Below are 22,506 nucleotides of genomic sequence, written 5' to 3'. Positions count from 1 at the left end.
GAAATAGCAAAACAATGCTTTCGTTATAGAAGAAACGTTAAGAGAGAAGGGCTTTTTCTTGCTGCTTCAAAAATTTCTTTGGTGTCATACCAGTAATCTTTTTGAACGTTTGAACAAAATATTCAGGCGCATTGCTAAAGCCCGTCATCGCTGCCACTTCGTAGACTTTGTAGTTTTTCTTCAGCAGTTCTTGTGCTTTTTGGATGCGGTATTCGGCTAATTTTTGATTGAAGCGAATCCCGGTTTCTTTGTAATAGGTTTTTCCTAAGTATTCAGGATTCAAGTACAAAAGATGGGCTGCGATCCATTTCAATGACAATGCTTCATGGTCATAATATTCTTCGATGATCAGGTTGACCTTTTGGGACAGCTGCATGTTCTCGCTATCATCTAAGCTGCCCCGCATCAAATCGATACAGTGAAGCAGCATAAACTGGAGTTCGTGCCAATTATTCAAGAGCATGATCTTTGGGGAATAGTCATCAAAGTAAATGTCTTTTTTGATGCGATGGTTTTCAAAAATTGCCGATAACAAATCGTTGACCTGCAGCCGCAATAGTTGGACAGGGTAAAGCTCCATGCGACAGGTAGAAAAAAAGTTTTCCGTAAGAACTTGGGCTAAAGTCAGTTCGCCTTTGTCGATCAATGCCAAAAGTTTTTCACGGTATTCCATATAGAGACTATTTTCATAGACATTTTCTTGTGAGATTTGGGCTTCTTGGATGACTTCAAAGGTATCAAAATAAAACTCCTTATCCAAGTTCCGCTTGCCTAAATGATAACTGAGTAAAAATTTTTCGGGAGTTTCGACCCAGCAATTGATGGCGATCCCTTTTCCTAGATGCGCAGCCTGTACCTTCGTTTTAAAAAAGAGATTAAAGGTATTTTCCGTACTGAAGTTCAGGATATAGCCAACTTTGTTTTGATGACCGATCACCAACTCGTGATGGTTCTCATAGCTTTCGATCCGCTTAGCGATGGCGTGATAGAATTTCGAATCAAATAAGTACATACAAAATGGAAAAACTAACGATTCAGGCAGCGGTTCTTCTCCGCAGCTATTGATGTATTGTTCAATTTGTTGTTTTAAATAGAGGGTAGATTCCATTTGGCGACGTTCAGAGCGTTCGATCGTCTCAGCCAACGCTTCTGAAAGCTTGCTCGGAAAAACAGGTTTTTCAAGGAAAAATTTGACCCCTAAAGCCATCGCTTCTTTGGCAAAGGAGAAGCTGCCAAAACCTGTCAAAATAATGATTTGAATCGCAGGATTGATGGCTTTTAATTTTTTGATCAAGGCAAGTCCATTGACTTTAGGCATATTGATGTCGGTAATCACGATGTCGATGGTGTTTTGCTGACAAAATGCCAAGGCTTCTTCACTGTCTGTGTAAATTCCTTTGACCACTAATGGGAAATCAAAAGAAGCAACGAGGTTAGCCACACCATTTGCTATCAAGGGTTCATCGTCAACAACGAGGATATTTTTCATGTTTCACTCACTCCTTTTAAGGGGATCACAAAGCGCACCGTCGTCTTTTTGAAGGGAATCGAGGAGACGATGGCTAACGACGCTTGATCACCATAATGCAGTTGCAATCGTTTTTGAATATTGGTCAATCCGATGCCGCCTTCTTTTTCAATCGAGAAGTTGGCTTTAAAACCAGGGCCATTGTCAGAGACACTGACTTGGAGAAAGGTTGCTTGTTGTTCAATCGTGAGGATGAGGCGACACGTTTCCTTCATATCATTGACGGCGTATTTAAAGACATTTTCAATCAATGGTTGAATTAGTAACTTAGGAATCTTAAAGGACAGGTCATTCACCAAAATTACTTCGATATACTCGATCCGTTTCCCGAAGCGAACGTTTTGAATATTGATATAGGCATGCACGATATCTAACTCATCTTGCAGCGTCGTGAAGTCAGACTTGGTATCGATTTTTTTACGAAACAAATAGGCAAGGGAGGTGACCATCTCTGAGATCTGCCACTGCTGATTTTCAATGGCGATCCAGTTGATCGAGTCTAACGTATTGTAGAGAAAATGTGGATCTAATTGCGCTTGCAATCCCTTAAATTCGATTTCTTGGGACAAAATACGCATTTCATAATTGTCCTTGATCAAGGCATTTAATTCATCGATCATCGTATTGTAGCTTTCGTAAAGGACCATGATCTCTTCTTGACTATTTTCTGGGACAGCGAGGGTCTTTAAAGAGGCCAGTTTTTTCGTTTTCCGCAGAACGGCCATTTGCGAAGCCAAGTCAGCTAAAGGACGGGTCAGCTGATTGCTTATTTTCCGAATCACAACAATAATCAAACATAAAAAAGGCAAACTAACAGCGATGGAAAGGCCTTGTAGTTTATAAAGATCCGCTAAGACTTGGTTTTCAGGCAGTAAATAAATGAAGGTCATATTCGGCATCGTCTTCCGATCCATTGCATAGTAGTACTGGCGATTATCAAACGTCATGGAGCCGATCGATCGCTGGAAGGTTCCCATTTTCTGCTGCAAGGTATTTTGATCCGCAGCGAGGGTTTGCTCGTCATTTGCGGTACTATAAAATTGGTTCTGATACGCCATGAAAAATTGGTTTTGTTCAGAGACAATAGGAAGACTTTCGATCTCGTTACGAAAGAAGGACGTATTGACTAGAAATATCACCGTACCAATATAGGTTAAAGAAAGATCGGCTGTTGAATAGATTTTTCGCAGATAGACACCTTGAGAAAGGTCTTTTGCAAAAAACCAACTCCCTTTGGCAGGCTTATCGGGCAAAGTCTCGATCATATCTTTGATGGTTTGGCCATTAAAGATATGGTCGGTCTCGGCTAGAAAGTTGATCATGTTTTCGTTCGTTGGGGTAAAGAGATAGACGTTTTGAATCGTTGATTCATTGCGTACGAGGGCGTTGATTTCTGCACTTAAGGCATTCTTTTGGTCGATCGCTTCTAAGGATTGCAAGGAATCTTGTGCCAAGATCCTTTGTAGGCCATTTTGGATCGGTGCACTATCGATAATGCGAAAAGAGAGGGTTTCGACGGCAGTTAAACGTTTGGCGATATTTGTTGAAATGATCGAGACATCTTTATACGCGGCTTCTTTCAGCTGCGCCATGTAGACTTGTCGCCAAACTAAGGTCAGGAGAACAGCCAATGAGACGATAATTGCCACCGTCGCAAAAAAGACAAAATGTAACTGTCGCTCAAAAGGCTGCTTTTTAAAGTGATTGATCAGCTTCTGGGACTTCATGGACACTGCCTCGCTTTGCTTGCAATTGTTTGGTTTTTTCAATCATCTGACCATGAAAAAATTCAGCGAAAAACAAGAAAATCACTAGTCCAAAGACGAGTAACAAGGAGGTTTTGGCAGTCAATAAGAGAAACAATAAATACCAGGTAAACAACAAGGCAAGGCCTTGCAGTGGGTAGCGAAAGACTAGAAAGATACTGACGTACAAGGTCTGTTTCCAAGCGTGTTGTTCGGCTTTGGCATAGGTCATAAAGCTGATGAATGCAGTGTAAAGGAGGAGAATCGTTAAAAGTAAATAGACAGGGCGCAGCCAAGCCATTTCAGTCGGGAAAAAATGAGTAATCCGTAAGTTAAACAACAACAGGAGTACTGTACTCAATAATCCGATGCCAAAAAGGGAAAAGGTGCGAAAGGCTTGCTTGTAGGCTTGCCAGAAGGCAACAGCTGAATAGTCATGGCCAGTTTTACGAAAATCATGTAAACATTTAATCGTGACAGCGGTGGCAGGACCGAAGCCAAAAATCCCCAACCCTAAAAGGGTAAAGAAAAGCCATAAAAGGTTTAATTTAGCAAAATAAGCTGTTACCGTAAAAAGACGAAACAGTCCGGTTTGTATTTTTTTCATTGTTTCCACCTACCTTGTTTTTTGAAAAGTAAGCCTTTTCAACGCTAGTATAGCATAGTATATTGGAAAAAATAGAGCATGTCTGTTTTTTTACATTTTTCATCTGTTTTTCTATTTTTTTCTAGCTATTGCCCGTGAAGGCTTAGCCTTCAGCAAAAACGGCAGTCTAGTTTTTCACATATTTGCTCTTGTTTTTTCATTTTTATTAACGAGGATTTCCATTACAATCACATTGTAAGCGCAAACAAAAAAGGAGTGTAGAAGAATGAAGAAAACTTTTTTAAAAGCAGCGAGCTTGTTGTTTCTTGGGGCGACCTTAGCAGCTTGTGGCAACAACGGCAATAGTAGCGGAAGCTCAGAAGCTGATGCAGATGGGAAAACGACGATTTCCTTTACCTGGTGGGGCTCAGAAGTCAGACACGAGAAGTATATCGAATCGATCAAAGAATTTGAGAAACACAATCCTGACATCAAAGTTGAATATGAATATGGTTCTTGGGATGACCATTGGAAAAAACTAGCAACAAAAGCGGCTTCTGGAGAATTACCTGATGTGATCCAGATGGATGTGCAGTACATTGCGCAATATGGAACGAAAAATCAATTAGCAGATATGTCGGAATTTATCGGCAATGAGATTCAAACCGATGATATCAAAGAATCAATTTTAGCAACTGGCGAGTTAGATGGAAAAGTTTTTGGCATACCAACTTCTGTCAATACGATGGCGATGCTCTACAATCCCTCATTGGTAGAACAAGGGGGCACTGGGATCGACTTTAGCAATTATACCTTCGATGACCTTGTAGAAAGTACGGCAGCGATCGCTGAAGCAACCGGTGATTATGGTTGGAATGATAACAATGACAACAGTACGATTTTGCAATACTTTTTACGTACTAAAGGCGAAGATCTATACCAATACGATGCAGACGGCAAACCAGAGATCGGTTTTTCCAAAGAAAACTGGGTTGAATTTATGGGGGATATCGCAGATCTTACGCAAGCCAAAGCAATGCCAACCGCAGAAGTGACTAGCAATGCCAACAGTATGGATCAATATCCGTTTTCACAAGGAAAAGCAGCCTATATGATGACTTGGTCCAATCAATACTTGACCTATAAGGCCTCCGCCGCAGAAGATGTCGAAATCAACTTGGCTCGTCCATTCGACTCAGAAAACGGGGCGATGGCGTATCGACCAGGGTTCTTTTATTCGATCGCGAATGCTTCTGAATCAAAAGAAGCAGCTGCGAAGTTTGTTGACTTTTTAGTGAATAGTGAAGAAGCCAATAAGATCATCGGTACTGAGCGGGGAATTCCTTCCAATGATGCCATCAAAGAATTGCTTTATGCCGACATGACACCAGAAGAACAAGAGTCCTCTGATTTCTTAGATGATATTGCAGACATCGTCGGTGATCCATCCCCAATCCCACCAATTGGGTTTGCTGAAATCAACACGTACTTTAAAGAGCTGTACGCAGAGATCACTTATGGCACGATGACACCAGAAGAAACTTATGATGCCTTTACGCAACGCTGCGAAGAAATTTTTGCAGAAAACTATCAATAAGCATAGCTGCGGCGCCTTTACTGACTTTTTCAGTAAAGGCGTTTTTTTAGGAGAAACAATGGGGGAAAAAAATAGGTCCTCTAGTTTTTCACATTTCTGTACTTTTTTTTCTATTCATTCTTAAGAAGCACTTCGTTAAAATCAACTTGTAAGCGTAATCAACTATAGGAGGTAGGAAGTGAAAATTATGGAACTACAATCAAAATCACCCACGGCAAAAGAACCTGGGAAACTCAAAAGCTGGTTTAATCGATTACCAGAATCAAAACAGAATATGGTTACAGGCTACTTATTTATCTCACCCTTCATCATTGGCTTTTTTGCTTTTATTATCGTCCCGATGGGGATTTCTCTTTTTATGTCTTTTCATGACTATGATTTATTGACAGAGGCGCAATTTGTTGGCTGGAATAACTTTAAGACGATTTTTACGAATGATCCCAAGTTTGTTCAGTCACTGACTGTTACGCTGAAATATGTTGTGTTGGCAGTCCCTTTACGGCTGATCGTCGCATTAGCAGTGGCGATGCTGATCAACCGCCCATCGAAATTAAGCGGCGCTTATCGGGTATTATTTTATATCCCTTCGATTTTAGGTGGGAGCGTGGCGGTCTCGATCATGTGGCGGAATCTTTTTGGCGATTCAGGGTTGATCAATGGCGTGCTAGCGGCGATCGGCTTAGACCCGATCTACTTCTTTAAAAGTCCTGGCTTAGCGTTGATGACCTTGATTTTATTAGCAGCGTGGCAATTTGGCTCGTCGATGTTGATTTTCTTATCCGGTTTGAAAAATATTCCGAAAGATTATTACGAAGCGGCAGAAATTGATGGGGCAGGAAAAATCAGACAGTTTTTCAATATCACGGTTCCAGTCCTGACGCCAATCATCTTTTTCAATCTGATCTATCAAACGATCATGGCCTTTTTGACGTTTACACCTGCGTTTATCATTTCGAATGGGACGGGTTCACCCCGTAACGGCACGTTAGTCTATTCCTTGTACATGTATCAACGAGCCTTTACCGATTTCAAAATGGGCTATGCTTCAGCCTTAGCGTGGATTTTACTGGTCATCGTTGGGTTGATTACGATTCTGTTGTTCGCAACATCGAAATTTTGGGTGTTTAAAGAAAACGAGGAGGTTTGATTGATGCGTGAACAAAAACAAAATTATTTCTTTGATGCCGTGATCTTAGTTGCTGCATTACTGATGCTTTATCCGATTTTCTGGCTGCTGTTTAGTGCCTTTAAACCTAGTAGTGACATTTTTCGAACGGCAACGGAGTTGATCCCCCGAAACTGGACGTTAGAAAATTTTACCAAGGGGTTTGAAGGGATCGCAGGGATTCCCTTCATTCGCTATATTTTCAACTCGTTGCAAATCGCGTTGATTTCAATGGTAGGGGCGGTCTGTTCTTCGGCTGTCATTTCTTATGGATTTGGTCGAATTCCTTTCAAAGGAAAAGGCTTTTGGTTTGCTTGTATCTTGGTCACGATGATGCTGCCGCAAGAGATCATCATGGTGCCTCAGTATCTTTGGTTTAATCAATTAGGCTGGCTTAACTCGATTCGTCCGGTAACCGTTCCTTCATACTTCGGACAAGCTTTCTTTATTTTCATGATGGTTCAATTCGTCTCTGCGATCCCGACAGATTTAGATGAAGCAGCAAAAATGGACGGCTGTGGACGGGTCGGTATTTTCTTCCGCGTGATTCTACCGTTGATGAAGCCTTCCTTGGCAAACGCTGCGATCTTCTCTTTCTATTGGAAATGGGAAGAACTGATCGGACCGATGCTGTACCTTACACGTCCGCAAAACTACACGGTATCGATTGCCTTAAAGCAGTTCCTAGATGCTAGCAGCACTTCCAATTGGGGAGCGATGTTCGCGATGTCTGTGGTCTCCTTACTGCCTGTGTTGATCATCTTCTTTATTTTTCAAAAATACATTGTTGAAGGCATCAGCACGACTGGTCTTAAATAATTGTGGAAAAAGATATTCGCTGTTTTGGAATATCTTTTTTCTATTGAATGAATTCGTTGAAGAAAGGACAAACCGATGGAACCATTTCAAGTAATTGATTTTCATGTCGTACCAAGCACGATCGGCGCTCATCAAGCGACCCTTATTTGGGAGAAGCCGCTGCACGCTCAAGCTATTTTTGGTTATCAATTGTTTTTAGACAACGATTTGATCCAAACCAGACCAACAAACAAGACGCATTGGACGTTGACAAACTTATCTGCCGATCAAACGTATCAAGTAACGATCATCTGCCTCGATCATCAGGGGTGCCTGCTTACAAATACCGCAGTCACGACGACCTTTCGTACAAAGAAAAAAAGTGTTGTGTTAGATGTTACGCAAGCACCCTACCATGCTGATAGCGCAGGCAAAGAAGATAGTACCGCCATTCTCCAGCAAGCGATCAACGATTGCCCTAGCAATGGCACTGTCTGGATCCCAACAGGGGCGGTGATCCTTTCTGGTGCGTTGGAGCTAAAAAGCAATATGATTTTTCAGGTAGATGGCACATTGCAAGCAAGCCTCGACATAGAAACGTATCGGGTTGCCCCTCACGAGTATTTAGGAAGCGTGAATCAAGAGGGCTTACCATTAAGCCGTTATGAAGGCTGGGAATTGTTTTGCTTCCGTTCATTGATCAACATTGGGTATATCGATCGGGGCGATCGAGGACGTATCGTTTGTGAAAATGTCCGTCTTTGTGGCAAAGGGACGATCATTGGTGGCGGGAATCCATTAGGACTGGCGATGCGAAACTCTTATGCAGACCGTGAACAGTATCCAGAATATGTTTCTGATGGAAAACCTGGAAGACGAGTAAGGGGACGTTTGATCTGTATGATGCAGGCCAAAAACATCCATTTGACAGAGTTGACGTTGATTGATCCACCATGCTGGACTATCCATATGATCTACTGTGACACCGTTGTGACCCATGGGGTGAATATTCAGTCCAAAGGCATCGACAATGGCGATGGATGGGATCCAGATTCTTCGCAAAACTTGCTGATTTTTGACGCCATTTTTGATACGGGTGATGATTGTATCGCAATCAAATCTGGCAAAAATCCAGAAGGAAATCAGATCAATAGACCAGCGAAAAATATTCGGCTGTTTGATTTGGCTATTCGTGGGGGACATGGCATCGCGATTGGTAGTGAGCAATCTGGTGGTGTCGAAAATATCTCCTTTCGAGATTGTCAACTGACCAATACGCTTTATGGGCTAGAATTGAAAGCGCAGAATGATCGTGGTGGCTATATTCGTCAAGTGACGATCATCGATTGCCTGTTGGATCGTTTCATGGCTCATCCTGTCGCTTACAATGCCGATGGTCAGGCAGCCCAACAGTTACCAATCATTTCGGATATTTTGGTCAAGAATACCCGTATCGTAGGGCAGAACCCTTTGGTCGAGCTAAAAGGGTTTGTCGATGAACAAGCACAGCAGGTTTCACCGATCCAACGCGTTGCTTTTGAGTCAGTTGCCTTTGAATCAGCTAAAGGGCAAAAGAAAATGATTTTTGAACAGTGTCAGGAGGTCAGCTTTAAAGAGGCAGCGATCATTGATCGAGCGGCCATAAGTGACGCAATAAGTTGCCAAGAAACAGTCGAACTATCCATGGTGGGACAAAAGAAACTCACGTAGAACAAGCTTTTGAAAATGATCTGCGTTGGTTCTCCCAATGAGAAACAGTTAGTTAAGCACCTTATTTCCTCCCTTGACAGGTTGCGCCTTTTTGCTTTTGTAGACAAAAAGGCGCATTTTTCTAACAAGAAAGGACGATGCAAAAAAAGACGATCCCCAGAAATCAAAAAGAACTTTCTTTTGCCGCTAAGGGGACTATAGTAAAGAATGTAGGAAAAAAGGACGCCAGAAAGCACATGGGAAAAGACAACGAGATGTGCCAAGAGGAACGCTTTACTTGATGGACAGCGCCAGTAAGAAGCACTCAGTTCTATCCAACGAAATGATAGATGAAAAAAGGTTGGCGATGCGCAATTTTTACAATCATGGGTATCGACAAACCTATCAACAGCTTAAAACAAAAACGTAGGAGGCAAGCAAGAATGGAAGACATCACGCAATTATTGCAACGAGAAATTGACCAAGCATCAACTGTGCAGGGAACAGTGATTACACCACCCGGCGCCTATCAAATCGGCGCATTGTTTTTAAAAAGCAATGTGCACTTGATTGTCTCAGAGGATACGATTCTGTATGGTAGTCAAGAACTGGCCGATTATCCCGAAGTAGATAATCGGGTCGCAGGGATCAATATGGAGTGGCCTGCAGCGATGATCAATGTTTTTCACGCAGAAAATGTCATGATCTCTGGAAAAGGAAAAATTGATGGTCGTGGAGAAATATGGTGGCAAACGTTTTGGGGAACAGATGAAGCCAGCGGGATGATGGCGGATTACGCAAAGAAAGGCTTACGCTGGGCAGCAGATTATGATTGCAAGCGCCCACGAAATATCCTTGTTTATGAAAGTCAGCAAGTAACCATCAAAGGCATTTCGTCGGTACAGTCGGGTTTTTGGAATACCCAAATCACGTATTCTCACCACATATTGATCGACGGCATCACGATAGACAATGGAAAAGGGCCTAGTACTGATGGCATCGATATTGATTCCTGTGAAGAAGTCACGATTCAAAATGCCTACATTTCCTGCAACGATGACAATATCTCGATCAAGGCGGGACGTGGGGCAGAAGCCTTAGCCCAGCAAAGAAGCTGTCGGAAAATCACGATCAAAGACTGTCAGTTAGGGTATGGTTCAGGAATTGCCATTGGTAGTGAAACTTCGGGTGGGATCGAAGAGATCAACATCCAAAAAGTCGTCTTTGAGCAAACTGGCGCAGGGTTTCGGATCAAATCCGCCAACAATCGAGGTGGATTTATACGCAAGGTCACTGCTTCGGATTTAACGATGAAGGATGTTGGCTTTCCTTTTCTCTTACAAACAAATTGGTACCCAGATTATAGTTATCCAGAACTGCCAGCTGATTATGAGGAAGAGATTCCCGACTATTGGCACAAATTGATGGTACAACCAGCTATTCCAGTAGGTCCAGCAAAGGTCTGCGACATTACTATTGAAAACGTGCAAGCTACCAAAACAGGACAACAAAGCGTGCGTGCTTTTTTCATCGAGGCCAGCCCAGCAGAACCGATCCGCAATCTAACATTAAAAAATCTTTCCATCCATGCCGACGAGTTCGGCAAGATTGCAGGAGTTGAGAACTTAAAGATGGTGGAAACGATCGTCACTGCGTTAGCGCCGACCTTGGATCAAAATGATGTGTATGAGCGGTAGTAGAGAGACAACGAGAACGTACATCGCTAAGTAGGAAAAGAGAGGGGCACAATGAGGGAAAATCTTATAAAGAAATATATTGATACATTTAATCACAATGATGAAGAACTTTATTCTCAATGTATATCAAATGCTGACGCAGAAACCTGGATGATGCAAAACGTCCCAGTATTTACATGTAATCAACCATTATTTGAAGAAGCATATTATTTTCGATGGTGGGTATTTCGGAAGCATCTGAAAGCCACACCAGAGGGAACGATCATAACTGAGTTTTTACCACCCGTTCGTTGGTCAGGACCATACAATTCCATCAATTGTGCTGTTGGACATCATCTTTCCGAAGCTCGTTGGTTAAAATGTGGTCGCGAACTCATTCACGAATATGTTGATTTTTGGTTTAAAGGCAGTGGAAATCAGTATGCCTATTCGTCTTGGATCATTGATGCGATCAAAAATTATGCGATTCTTTGGTCAGATGCTGAGTATGGTGTTCAGTTATTACCTCATTTGGTAACCTTTTATCAAGAGATCGAAACGCATCATCTGACTCGTTATGGTTTGTTTTGGTCAAATGATGACCGGGATGCCATGGAGTGTTCTATTAGTGGTAGCGGATTGAGGCCAACATTAAATAGTTACATGTATGCCAATGCCTTAGGAATTGCCTATTTTGCCGAGCAAGCAGGTGATTCTTCACTTGCTAAAGACTATCGAAATAAAGCGTCACTTTTAAAACAAAATATAATAAAGTATTTATGGGATTCTGAAGAAGAATTTTTTAAAGTGATTCCCTTAGAGGATAAAGATGCGCAAATTGCAACATTTGATTTTAAACAAATACCAAAGCAACACAATGTAAAAGAATTGATTGGCTATCTCCCTTGGCTCTTTGGTATTGCCGAAGATACTCATGCGAGGGCTTGGCGCTATTTGAGTGATCCCATGTGTTTTCACGGTGAGTATGGTCTGACTACAGCAGCCAGAGATCATCTGTGTTATAACTTACCCAGTGAGAAAAATCATGAGTGCCTTTGGAATGGACCATCTTGGCCGTTTGCCACAACCCAAACGATCGATGCAATGATAGCCTCACGGCAAAACAAAAATAGTTCACTTAAAGCAACAGACATTTCACGAGAATTGCTGACCTATGCGAATAGTTTTTATCGAAACAAAGCAGATGGGACAAAAGTCAATTGGCTTGATGAAAATATTGATCCAGATACAGGAGAATGGCTTTCCAGAAAAATTTTAAAAGACCAGAACTGGCCCATAGGAAAAGGTGGCTATGAACGTGGAAAAGATTACAATCATTCTGCTTTCAGTGATTTATTCATTCGTGGATATTGTGGTATTCATCTTTCTGATGAGGGACTACTGACGATCGACCCTATTAAAGATACGACGCTTGAGTATTTTTCTTTTGAGGATTTGCCGATGAAAGGTGATTTTATTTCTGTCTGGTATGATCGATCAGGAGAACATTTTGGCAAGGGCGTAGGCATTACGGTATTGATCAATGGCAAACACTATCAGAGTAAAAATAAGATTGAAATCAGTTTGTAAAGGACCAAGAAATTGGTCTTTTTTAATTTGAAAAATTTACAGCCTAATTGGTTTGGTCACAAGTAACTTCTTAAGAGAATGTGCTACTTGAGTAAGAAAGATCTGTCCATCTATTTAGAAGCATAGCATGAAATTAGAGACGGATAGAGAAAAGAGAGCGAAGATTTTAAGCCAAGAGCCAGTGCTTCAGATGTTCTTACTTTTTTTGGAAAGGGAAGACTCAGCAGATCGTTGTCAACAAACCCCTACCCAGCCATATATCAACGATTAACAAAAAATGTCAATTGCTGGAAATCCTGCTTTTCGTTATGCTTTTGGTATTGAAAGCGGTTTATTCAATCGGGCTCAACAACAAAATCTAAGGAGGAAAAGTAGTGAAAAAATTAAGTACGATTCTTGGTTTGGGGTTACTATCAGTCGCCTTTTTGTCGGCATGTGGGAAGGAGGAAGCAGGTTCCACAACAGATTATGATACGATTTCGATTTTATCGCCGTACATTGAAACTGAACCACCTGCAAGTGACAACGAGATTTTGAAGCAATTAGAAGCGTACACTGGCAAAAACATTGATATTACCTGGGCACCCAATACATCCTACGAGGATAAAATGAATATTACGTTAGCTTCAGATGATATTCCAGAAGTGATGGTCATTCAAGGAAAATCAGGAGGATTTATCAAGTCAGCAGAAAATGGCGCTTTTTGGGATTTGACCGACTATTTAGCTGATTATCCTAATCTCTCTCAATCTAACGAGGATGTTTTGCGTAATTCTTCTGTGAATGGCAAAGTGTACGGAATTTATCGGAAACGTGATGCGATGCGGACGGCGGTGATCATCCGAAAAGATTGGTTAGAAAACTTAAACTTAGATGTACCAGAAACGATCGATGATCTCTATGAGGTTGCCAAAGCATTTACTGAGAACGATCCCGATGGGAATGGTGAAAATGATACGTTTGGTTTGATTATTCCCCAATGGCCTGGCTCGATCAATTCCAATAGTCCTTACGATGTGTTAGCTACTTGGTTTGGGGCAGGAAATGCTTGGAAAGAAATAGACGGCACTTTAGAGCCATCCTTTATGCAACCAGAATACCTAGAATCAATGCAATTTGTTAAAGATATGGTGGAACAAGGCTATGTCAATCGTGATTTTGCAACCATGGCAGCAGATAAATGGGATGAGCCGTTTATCAATGGACGTGGTGGGATCATTATTGATACGTATTCACGAGCAGCACAAATCAGTAATAAATTATTGCAAGCTGGAGAAGAAGACCTCGTCGTCTTTACAGGGAATTTAAAAGATAATAGCGGTACGATGAATGCGTTACCGACAGATGGCTATTCTGGTTTCTTGGCGATTCCTAAGTCGAGTGTCCAGACAGAGGAACATCTAAAAGAGGTGTTGACGTTCCTTGATAAATTAAATGATAAAGAAGCACAGGTATTGCTGAACAACGGAATCGAAGGAATCAATTTTGAAGTAGTGGATGGAATGTCCGTCGCACTAGAAGAATCAGAAGCTGAAGCGTTAGCAAATGCGGTCAAAGGGTACTCACAAATTGGGATGAATGTAACGGAAGATACCCTGTACTATATTGCTAAGCCTGATACAGAAGCGGCTACTGAAAGCTATGAAAAACGATTGTCATTGATGGAAGCTGATTTAGAGCACGCTGTCTTTAACCCAGCAGCCTCCTATAATACAGATACGTATGTAACAAAAGGGGCACAGCTTGATCAGATCATTAGTGATGCGCGGGTTCAATTTATTGCAGGACAAATCGATGAAGCGGGTTGGGAAGCTGCGATCGAACTTTGGAAGAATCAAGGAGGCACGCAGCTGATGGAAGAAACGAATGCCCTTCATCAAGCACAATAACGACAGTCGAAGAAGGTTGAGTGGATCTTGCTCTCAACCTTTTTCTTTTTCAATAATTTTTTTCAGCTAATTATTCAGCTAATAAAATGGAGTACTATTTAGGTGAGACGAGACAGGTAGTAAGAAATCAGAAAAGAAAAAATGGAAAAAAACAAGTGGAAACCCTAATCTAACGCTTGATATCAAGGAATTCAAAAAAAGTCAATTGTTAGAAATGTAGGTCAAGTTTACTATGAAAAGAGAAAAGCAGCTCATATACGCATAAAAGGAGAAGAAGAAATGTTAGCGAAATTGATCTATGAAAATCCGCTGAATCAAGCAGCAGATATTCAACACTTTATTGCTGAAGGAGAGCCCAAAATTACTTTCCAAGACGGGATGATTCTGGCGAATACGTATTCTGAAGAATCAAACAAACAACCACATTTTGTTTTATGGCTGCCTCAACAATTTCCAGCGGACCTACGAATCACCTGGCAGTTTCAACCACTGGCTGAACCAGGCTTATGTATGCTCTTTTTTGCAGCAGCCAATCGCAAGGGTGGCTCGATCTTCGATTCTGAAGTACCCAAACGAACCGGGGCATATCCTGAGTATCATTCTGGAGGGATCAATGCTTACCACCTCTCTTATTTTCGAAGAAAGTATGAGGAGGAACGGGCGTTTGAAACGTGTAATTTGCGCAAAAGTCATGGGTTTCATCTGGTCGCCCAAGGCGCAGATCCACTTCCGAGTGTAGCAGATGCCCGAGGCTTTTATCACCTAAAAATCGATAAGGTAGGTGCAACGATTTCCTTTTGGATCAATGACTTATTGGTGTTAAGGTACCTTGATAAGGAACAGTTTGGTCCCGTATTAACCAAAGGAGCGATCGGATTTCGGCAAATGGCGCCAATGAAGGCCCGCTATAAAGACTTAAAGGTATATTCCTTAGAGGAGGAACGGTGATGAATTGGCAGAAAGCATATCAAGCAGCAGATTTTGTCTTTTATTGTTTGCTGATAAATGTAACCGTTATTATAGGTGCACTAGTAGGTGGGATCATCTTTGGACTGGCGCCTAGCGTACAAGCAGGATTCCACATAGCAAAGAAAACCCTTAAACAGGAATCGCCGCCTTTTTTTCAAACGTTCTTTGGGTATTACCGCAGGAACTTTTGGCGATCGAATCGCTTGGGCTTACCGATCATTCTCTTTTATTTGTGCCCCATGGTGGTGATCCAGCAAGGATTTTTAGCGGCATTGACTCAAACAGGCTTGATCCTATTGATCGTTAGCCAATGCGTCGCGATCGCTGTGATCAATACATTGCTTAGCATGTACGAATATTATGTGCTCCCAACGAAGAAGTACCTAGGCGCTTCGCTACGCTTTCTTTTTTTTCAGCCTATTGGCACCTTTTTAGGCGTCCTTTGGTTTGGAATTTGTAGTACGATCAGCTTTTTTCTCCCCGGTCTCCTTCCATTTTTAAGTATTGGGATGTGGATCATTGGCACAATGGGGATTTACTTGAAATTATTTGATGAAAATGAACAAAAGCTAAAGCAAAAAAACGATGCAGTTCAACCTGCAGAGAGGGAAGAGGAGGAAATCGAACATGGCATTGAAATGGCTCAAAAATAAACCTAAGGGAAAACGTGGGCTGAGTTTTGGGTATCCATGGGAAAAAGGAGCTTTACAACCTGAGGTTCTAAGTGAGGAACTGTTTTTGCTGGGGGAGGAGCCGCTGCAAACGAAAGTACTGGCTTACTGGCCAGATGGCAGTGTGAAATGGACAGGACACAGTGGTCTGGTGGCAGAAACGACGCAGTTACTTTTTCAAAGAAAACAGCGTGTCCAGAAGAAACAGGCGATTGCTAGGGAAGCTTACAATGGTATTTATTTTGACAACGGTACGATCAAAGGCTTCTTCCCGAAACATGGGGAAGGGAAAAATGTATTGGACTGGGTAGCGGTCAATGGGCAGAAAAAATTGCAAGATCTTCACGCAATCCTGCAATACCAAAACAAAAAGGTGCAGTCCAAAGTAACGGACTTGATGTTGGAAGAAAATGGTTCAGAAAAAGCCGTTATCAAAGTATCGGGCGTCATCGAGATCGATCAAGAAGTGGTGCAAGAGTTTATTTTACGGTTCCGCATCTTTCGCGAAATCAGCAAATTGGAAATCATTCATACGGTCATTATCATCAAACCACTTACTTATGAAGGCATGGGGATAGCATTTGATTATGCGTTGACAGGTGAAAATTGGAATCGACAAGTCAAATTTATTGCAGACGCTGTGTATCATGAAGCGGCACAATTGTTACTTTCACGTCGACACTATCAGCAAAACATTCCCTATCAAGAACAAGCCAGTGGACAGCTCGTTTCATTGACCCCAGCGGACGAGCCGATGCTGTCTCATGCGGTGGAAAATGCTATTTGGGACAATTTTCGGGTCAATCAAATCAATCATCGGTCATTTGAATTAGAAAAACAGACCGAAGCTGGGTACTGTTGGTTGCCCATTGGGGATGGCGAGCATTATTCAGGTACCTTTTACGCTGGGGGAGAAACCGGCGGCGTTGCTTGCAGCATGGAGAAATTTTGGGAAAAAGCACCATCTGCGATCGAGGTGACAGGCATCACCCAAAAAGAAACCCAAATCACGATGTGGCAGTGGTCACCGAATGCCAAGCCAATGGATTTTCAGCACTATTCCAAACGGGATCATATGCTTAGCGGATACGAAGGAATGGAAGAGATTCGTTCGACGGCAGTTGGTGTAGCAAATACGACGCGTTGTTGGTTGGATCTATATGAAGAAGCCCCATCAGAAGAAGTGTTGCTGGGCTTAGCTCAAGAAAACCAAGAACCTGCCCAGATCGTTTCATTGCCTGAGCGTTATCAAGAGACGAAGGTTTTTGGCAGGATCAGTTTACCAGACGAATCAACGAAAACGAAACAGTTGCTGGAGCAACAATTGGCTGAGATGCGTCAATTCTATTTAGCAGAAGTCCAACAAAGAAGTTGGTATGGCTATTGGAACTATGGTGATGTCATGCATACCTATGATCAGTTTCGACACCAATGGCGCTACGATCTTGGTGGGTACGCTTGGCAAAACACTGAATTGGTCCCTAACATGTGGCTTTGGCTAGATTTCTTACGGACTGGTGATCCAAGCGTTTACTATCTGGCTGAAAGCATGACGAGACATACTTCAGAAGTCGATCAGTACCATGCTGGTGAATACAAAGGATTAGGGTCACGGCATAATGTCATTCATTGGGGCTGCCAAGCAAAAGAAGTTCGAATTTCAATGGCGGGTCTCCATCGCTACTACTACTATTTGACAGCGGATGAACGCATTGGGGAGATTATGGAACAAGTCAAAGACAATGAAACCTATGCTTTTGATGCGTTACCACCGATGCGCGAGTTTTATGAACGAGAAACGAAACGGATACCGATTCGCATCGGACCAGATTGGGCTGCGCTAGTCTCGAACTGGTTTACCCAGTGGGAACGGACGAATGATCCTGTTTACCTTGAAAAAATTCGCACCGGCATCACCTGCATCAAAGCCATGCCCCAGCGCCTATTGTCTGGTCCCACAGTGTTATTTGATCCACAAGACAAAACCTTATCTTATATAGGAACTGGGAATTTTGGCGGCTATCACATGGTCATCTCCTTTGGGGCGCCGCAAGTTTGGTTAGAACTTGCTCAAGTGCTGGAAGACCCCGAGTGGACAGAGATGTTAGGGGAGTTTGGCTGGTTTTATAGCTTGAGTCCTGAGAGAAAAGCAGAAGAATCAAACGGGGTACTGACGGAACCTCATTTTGCCTGGCCAATGTTTGCGTCGACGATGATGGCCTTTGCTGGGCGAGTGCGTAACGATCAAGCAATCAGTCAAAGGGCTTGGCAGTTATTGCTTGATAATGACAAATCGGGTGTTCCATTGCCGATCGAAGCGACCATTGAAGCAGCGACAACGTGGAAAAAAATAAAAGAAATGCCGTGGGTATCGACCAATGTGTTGTCACAGTGGGGTCTAAATACGATTTGTTGTTTAGCACTGATCGGAGCGGAGTTAGAGGAGGAGAATGAATGGAAACAACAATAAAAAAAGTGCCGAAAACGAAAGAGCAATGGGGGAGTTTTCTCAACCATTTTAAACAAAATAAATGGCTCTATATTTTGACGATTCCCGGGATCATCTATTTTGCAGTATTTCGTTATGCACCGATGTATGGGTTGATCATTGCTTTCAAAGATTATGTGCCCTTTTTAGGAATCGCAGATAGTCCATGGGTTGGAACACAAAATTTTATGGATTTCTTCAATAATCCTGATTTCTTTCGGATCTTGTGGAACACGTTGATGATTGCCTTTTTAAACATCTTCTTTTCGTTTCCAGCACCCATCTTTTTGGCACTGTTACTGAATGAATTGCGCAACAAGCTGTTTCAGCGGACCATTCAAACCTTCGTCTATGTACCACATTTTCTTTCATGGACGATCGTCGTTAGTCTTTGGCATATCTTATTCAACATCGATCATGGAGCGATCACTCAATTTATCGCTTCGTTGACAGGCGTTGAAATCGACTTTCTCTCAGACCCGCAATGGTTCCGCCCCATGATCGTGATGCAATCGATTTGGAAAGAGATCGGTTGGGGGACCATTATTTATTTAGCTGCCTTATCAGGTGTGGATCAGGAACAATACGAAGCCGCGATCATGGATGGTGCAGGACGTTTCCGTCGTGTGTGGCACATCACTTTGCCTGCGATTCGTTCGACGATCATCATTATGCTGATCATGCGGATCGGGTCGATTTTGTCTACTGGGTTTGATCAGATTTTCTTGATGACCAATCAGTTGAACCGAACAGTAGCAGATGTTTTTGATACGTATGTGTATATGATGGGGATCACCAATGGCGCTTACAGTTACTCAACAGCCGTCGGATTATTTAAATCGATCGTTGGGATCATCCTCGTACTTTGTACCAATAAATTAGCGAAACGCTTTGGCGAAAGCGGCTTATACTAAGGAGGAAAAAGATGGATACTTTACACAATACGAAGGCAGGGAAAATATTTGACATTTTTAATGCGCTATTTTTGGCATTGATTGGGTTATTCATGGTGATTCCTTTTATTTATGTGATCGCAGGTTCATTTGCTACGGAGTTAGAATTGACCACACGTTCGTTTTTCTTATGGCCAAATGAGATCAGTCTCGACTCCTATCGCTTTATTTTTTCAACCAACACCTTTATCCGTAGTTTGCTTGTAACGGTCGGCGTTACCATCGTTGGCACGCTGGTGCAGCTTTTCTGTACCTTCACCTTTGCCTATCCTTTATCACGTAAGCACCTAAAAGGACGGAACACCTTGTTGAATCTCGTGATTTTTGCAATGCTCTTTTCAGGTGGGATGATCCCAACGTTTATCGTGGTTAAAAATTTAGGACTGATCAATTCTTATTGGGCATTGATTTTGCCAATTGCAATCAATCCGTTCAACTTAATGATCATCAAAAACTTTTTCCAAGAAATGCCGATCGAATTGGAAGAATCCGCCAAGATGGACGGCTGTACGGAACTAGGGATCTTATGGAAAATCATTTTGCCTTTATCAAAACCAGTGATCGCGACCTTCACCCTTTTTTACGCCGTTGGTATCTGGAACGACTTCATGAGTGGATTGCTCTATATCAACGATTCAGCAAAATGGCCGATTCAGTTATTGTTAAGACAGATCACGATGGCCTCCAGTGGTGCCAATGCGTTAGCAAGTATGGACCCCAACTATGTGCCGCCTGAACAAGGAATCAAATTTGCAGTCATCATTGTGGCGACTTTGCCAATTTTGATCTTCTATCCGTTTTTGCAAAAACATTTTGCCAAAGGAATGCTGATTGGATCCGTCAAAGGATGATACACTTCAATAGTTGTGGATAGGTTGTCATGCGTTTTTTCGCATGACAATTTGTTACATAAAATCTATTACAAGGGTGTTTGGGAATGAAGTACTTTAAAACAGGCGGTTTTCATCGAAAACTGCAGCTAGCCAGTCTATGGATCGTCGTACCGCTATTAGCCGTTGCAATCTTTTTGCATGCCTATTTGATCGGACCATTACAACGATCGTATCAAGAACTAAACAATCGCCAAGTCGAAGGAATCGTTAGTAACATCAACCAACAGTTCTCGCAGCTGGAAGTGACTTTAAGCGTTTGGGGGCAATCGTTTCAAAGGCGTTACCAAGAAGATTTATTGGAAACGACGAATTATCAGACGTTGATCCAGCTGTCAGAAGAATTGTTTTACTTAACCAATAGCTCCAATTATGTCAATCGAATCGGTATTTATTCGCTTGGAGAGGCGCCCTTTGGAATTGAAAGTGGCGGCACGTATGAATTAACGCTCGAGCAAACCAAAACAGCATTTGAACGCTATCGGATCGATAATGGTAGGCAGTATCAGTGGAAGATCATTGAAGAAGAGGATGAATTGATTTTTGTACAAAACATTGATAGCCAAGGCGAAGATCAGCCTAAAATTTTTTTAGTTGCAACGATCGACGAGCAATCATTGTTAAAGTATTTTTATGATACCCAAATTGAAAATGGACTCGCAGCGATTTCCTTTAATCATGAGAGTTTTCGTTTTATTGGCGATCAGAACTTAGCGAATGTTATCCAACCGCTGAGTGAGGAGCATCAAGGAACCTGGGTCGAATCGATCAATGGCAATGATTATAGCATGATCGCCGTAAACAGTACGCGACTCAACCAAATATGGACGTTTTATACCGTCGTTCCCTTAGCTTTGATTACCGAGCCAGTCACTCATTTGGCTAGAGTGCTGATCGTCGTAAGCATTCTTTTTATTGCTTGTGTGGCAGTCATGAGTCTCTTTTTGGCAAAAAAACAATACCAACCTTTTGAAAAAACGATGGATCAGCTCTTTGGTAATACCCAATGGAAAAAAGAAAACGATCTGGAGTTTTTGGTGGACCGTTGGCAACAATTAAGTCGGGAAAAAGGATTGCTACAAAATCAGGCGGAACGCTTTCAAGATTCGCTGAAGCGGCAAGTGATCCAACATTTGATGGAAGGGTATTATGGCTATTTGTCAGAGGAAGAATCGCAACAATTACTGCAGCAAAAAAACTGGCGCTTAAGTGAACAAGGGTATCGCCTGTTTTATTACCAACTCAATGATCTATTAAGCAATCAAGCAAATTCACAAGATGAAACCCACATTTTGTTTGCGCTAGAAAACATTATAACGGATGTCACAGCCATGTTTTTCCCAGAATCAACCATCGTTTCGTCAAATGAAGGGCGGATTTCGGTTTTTGTGGTCAATCAAGAGCAGCAACTGGCAGATTACTTCACGATGGTCACCAAGCAAATCAATTTGATCGTCTGCCGTTATGTCACCATCGTTAGTTCGCAACAAGAAATTGAGATTCGCAAGTTGCCTGAAGTTGCCCAACGTCTCAAAAAGCAAATCCATCTGCAACGGTTGATTCCCGAAAATCAAGTGCTTCAAGGAGAGAAAATGCGCCCGCTGCCGAAGTATTCTCTTTCGCAAGAAAATTTGATTTTAACAGCGCTGAAAAGTGGCTATCATGAAGAATTGCAACGAAGTGTCCAGCGGTTTTTGGAACAGGTCGTGGCAGAAAACAATCAACAGGCTGCGGTGATCTATGTGGTCAATCGACTGTACGATCAAGTCGATTACCTTTTAAATGAAAATGGTGTCTCACGAACGGATTATGTATCGAAAACGGTTGTGTTAGAGCGAATCGAACGACTTTTGGACATCAATCAAATCCAAGCCTTTTTGTACCATCATTTCTTAAAGCCCGTTTCCATCCTCTGGCAAGAAAATGTCGCTAATTCTTATAGTGAAATGATCCAAAAAGTAGCGGAGTACATCCAATCTGATTTTCGCAATGAACAAATTTCGTTAGAATATGTTGCGGATCGTTTCGAAGTAGACCCAATCTTTTTGAGTAAGGAGTTCAAGCGTGCCAAGCAGGTCAACTTTATTGATTATTTAACCAATGTTCGCATCGTAGAAGCGAAACGGCAGTTGCTAGAAACCGATCATCAAATCAATGAAATCGCAGAAAACCTTGGGTATAATCCCAGTTACTTCAATCGTTTATTTAAAAAGTGCACGGGAATGACCCCAGGACAATATCGAAAAGGTCAGAGCTGATCACTGTTGGTTGC

16 protein-coding genes are annotated in these 22,506 nt (G+C 42.1%); 13 read left to right on the top strand and 3 right to left on the bottom strand.

Annotation, left to right across the window (positions count from 1 at the left end; all coding sequences use genetic code 11):
• Positions 1 to 37: 37 nt before the first annotated feature.
• Genes ACTW1R_RS13060 through ACTW1R_RS13050 form a run of 3 tightly spaced genes read right to left on the bottom strand, consistent with a single transcriptional unit; the run spans position 38 to position 3,880 of the window.
• Complete coding sequence (locus tag ACTW1R_RS13060; protein WP_271813222.1) at positions 38 to 1,489, bottom strand: response regulator; 1,452 nt, start codon at positions 1,487 to 1,489, stop codon at positions 38 to 40.
• Positions 1,486 to 3,255, bottom strand: a complete 1,770-nt coding sequence (locus ACTW1R_RS13055; protein WP_016608845.1) for a sensor histidine kinase — start codon at positions 3,253 to 3,255, stop codon at positions 1,486 to 1,488. The genes ACTW1R_RS13060 and ACTW1R_RS13055 overlap by 4 nt, the downstream gene beginning before the upstream one ends.
• Positions 3,224 to 3,880 (bottom strand): DUF624 domain-containing protein, encoded by a 657-nt coding sequence (locus ACTW1R_RS13050; protein ID WP_010749870.1) that lies wholly within the window; start codon positions 3,878 to 3,880, stop codon positions 3,224 to 3,226. The genes ACTW1R_RS13055 and ACTW1R_RS13050 overlap by 32 nt, the downstream gene beginning before the upstream one ends.
• Before the next feature lie 265 nt (positions 3,881 to 4,145).
• On the opposite strand from ACTW1R_RS13050, the gene ACTW1R_RS13045 reads away from it, so the two are divergent.
• The 13 genes from ACTW1R_RS13045 (at position 4,146) to ACTW1R_RS12985 (ending at position 22,492) form a co-directional block, all read left to right on the top strand.
• On the top strand, positions 4,146 to 5,456 hold the full coding sequence (locus ACTW1R_RS13045; protein ID WP_489927293.1) for an ABC transporter substrate-binding protein: 1,311 nt from the start codon (positions 4,146 to 4,148) through the stop codon (positions 5,454 to 5,456).
• Positions 5,457 to 5,643: 187 nt separating this feature from the next.
• On the top strand, positions 5,644 to 6,603 hold the full coding sequence (locus ACTW1R_RS13040; protein WP_016608843.1) for a carbohydrate ABC transporter permease: 960 nt from the start codon (positions 5,644 to 5,646) through the stop codon (positions 6,601 to 6,603).
• A 3-nt stretch (positions 6,604 to 6,606) separates the two neighbouring features.
• Positions 6,607 to 7,440, top strand: a complete 834-nt coding sequence (locus ACTW1R_RS13035) for a carbohydrate ABC transporter permease (RefSeq protein WP_016608842.1) — start codon at positions 6,607 to 6,609, stop codon at positions 7,438 to 7,440.
• A 75-nt stretch (positions 7,441 to 7,515) separates the two neighbouring features.
• Positions 7,516 to 9,129: a glycosyl hydrolase family 28 protein gene (locus ACTW1R_RS13030; protein WP_016608841.1), complete on the top strand. Its 1,614-nt coding sequence runs from the start codon at positions 7,516 to 7,518 to the stop codon at positions 9,127 to 9,129.
• 422 nt (positions 9,130 to 9,551) lie between these two features.
• The gene (locus ACTW1R_RS13025; protein ID WP_034858964.1) at positions 9,552 to 10,805 is read left to right on the top strand and encodes a glycoside hydrolase family 28 protein; all 1,254 of its coding nucleotides are present in this window, start codon (positions 9,552 to 9,554) and stop codon (positions 10,803 to 10,805) included.
• A 51-nt stretch (positions 10,806 to 10,856) separates the two neighbouring features.
• Positions 10,857 to 12,374: an MGH1-like glycoside hydrolase domain-containing protein gene (locus tag ACTW1R_RS13020; RefSeq protein ID WP_142965481.1), complete on the top strand. Its 1,518-nt coding sequence runs from the start codon at positions 10,857 to 10,859 to the stop codon at positions 12,372 to 12,374.
• A gap of 374 nt (positions 12,375 to 12,748) precedes the next feature.
• Complete coding sequence (locus ACTW1R_RS13015; protein WP_271813231.1) at positions 12,749 to 14,263, top strand: extracellular solute-binding protein; 1,515 nt, start codon at positions 12,749 to 12,751, stop codon at positions 14,261 to 14,263.
• Between the two features lie 279 nt (positions 14,264 to 14,542).
• Complete coding sequence (locus ACTW1R_RS13010) at positions 14,543 to 15,211, top strand: DUF1961 family protein (protein WP_271813233.1); 669 nt, start codon at positions 14,543 to 14,545, stop codon at positions 15,209 to 15,211.
• Positions 15,211 to 15,885 carry a YesL family protein gene (locus tag ACTW1R_RS13005; RefSeq protein WP_271813236.1) on the top strand — a complete coding sequence of 225 codons (675 nt, stop codon included), beginning with the start codon at positions 15,211 to 15,213 and terminating at the stop codon, positions 15,883 to 15,885. Before ACTW1R_RS13010 ends, ACTW1R_RS13005 begins: the two co-directional genes overlap by 1 nt.
• Positions 15,860 to 18,373 carry an exo-rhamnogalacturonan lyase family protein gene (locus tag ACTW1R_RS13000; RefSeq protein WP_271813238.1) on the top strand — a complete coding sequence of 838 codons (2,514 nt, stop codon included), beginning with the start codon at positions 15,860 to 15,862 and terminating at the stop codon, positions 18,371 to 18,373. The genes ACTW1R_RS13005 and ACTW1R_RS13000 overlap by 26 nt, the downstream gene beginning before the upstream one ends.
• The gene (locus tag ACTW1R_RS12995; RefSeq protein ID WP_005234199.1) at positions 18,358 to 19,305 is read left to right on the top strand and encodes an ABC transporter permease; all 948 of its coding nucleotides are present in this window, start codon (positions 18,358 to 18,360) and stop codon (positions 19,303 to 19,305) included. The genes ACTW1R_RS13000 and ACTW1R_RS12995 overlap by 16 nt, the downstream gene beginning before the upstream one ends.
• A gap of 11 nt (positions 19,306 to 19,316) precedes the next feature.
• Entirely contained in the window at positions 19,317 to 20,195 is an 879-nt protein-coding gene (locus ACTW1R_RS12990) for a carbohydrate ABC transporter permease (protein ID WP_005234200.1), read from the top strand.
• Positions 20,196 to 20,281: 86 nt separating this feature from the next.
• A complete protein-coding gene (locus ACTW1R_RS12985) occupies positions 20,282 to 22,492 on the top strand; it encodes a helix-turn-helix transcriptional regulator (protein ID WP_271813240.1) in 2,211 nt (736 codons plus the stop codon).
• The last annotated feature ends 14 nt before the right edge of the window (positions 22,493 to 22,506 follow it).

The sequence above is a fragment of the Enterococcus sp. R12 genome, from assembly GCF_058135755.1.
Note: the sequence above shows the minus strand (reverse complement) of the source record. Positions and strands in the feature narration are given on the sequence as shown.